Genomic DNA, 530 nt, shown 5'->3' with positions numbered 1-530 from the left:
GTTCGATACATTGCATTGGGCGGTGCCACCGCAAAGTGAGGCCGCGTTGCAAGGGCCTGAACAAATGCTGCCTTTGATCGTGGGTGCCTTGGATGCCCCAAGCCCCGCTGCGGTGGAAACGCCTGAAACAGTCGCAGCCCCGCAGCAGTCAGCCCCATCAGAGCCTGTGGTCGAGCCCGTATCGGGCGAGGATACGTTAACTTTGGGCCCTGAATTCCGAATTGATGATGAGGAGGACGCCAGTAAGGGCGCAGACGCGGTGCAGGCCGCCCGTGGCGTAAATTAAACACGGATTACATTAGGTCTACACAAGCGCGCACAACCTTGCTAAGAGCGCGCCCGTGGCCGCTGTAGCTCAGCTGGTAGAGCACGTCATTCGTAATGATGGGGTCGGGGGTTCGAGTCCCTTCAGCGGCACCACTCTCAGACCAATTATCACGAAATATCAGTGTCTTAGTGTTTGATGCGTGGCGATCATCCACCCTTATATCCACCTTTTTTGTTGCGCGTCCCACACGCGCGCGGCTGCG

General features: G+C 57.7%; 1 tRNA gene and 1 pseudogene. Both read left to right on the top strand.

The features are described 5' to 3' along the window. Nucleotides 1-286, top strand: a pseudogene (locus AC1QQ2_RS14605) (hypothetical protein); the annotation flags it as partial. A gap of 58 nt (nt 287-344) precedes the next feature. Continuing rightward, nucleotides 345-420, top strand: a tRNA-Thr gene (locus tag AC1QQ2_RS14600). The last annotated feature ends 110 nt before the right edge of the window (nt 421-530 follow it).

This window comes from Aestuarium sp., assembly GCF_023253315.1.
Lineage (GTDB): Bacteria > Pseudomonadota > Alphaproteobacteria > Rhodobacterales > Rhodobacteraceae > Marivivens > Marivivens donghaensis.
This window is presented reverse-complemented; position numbering and strand designations above follow the sequence as displayed.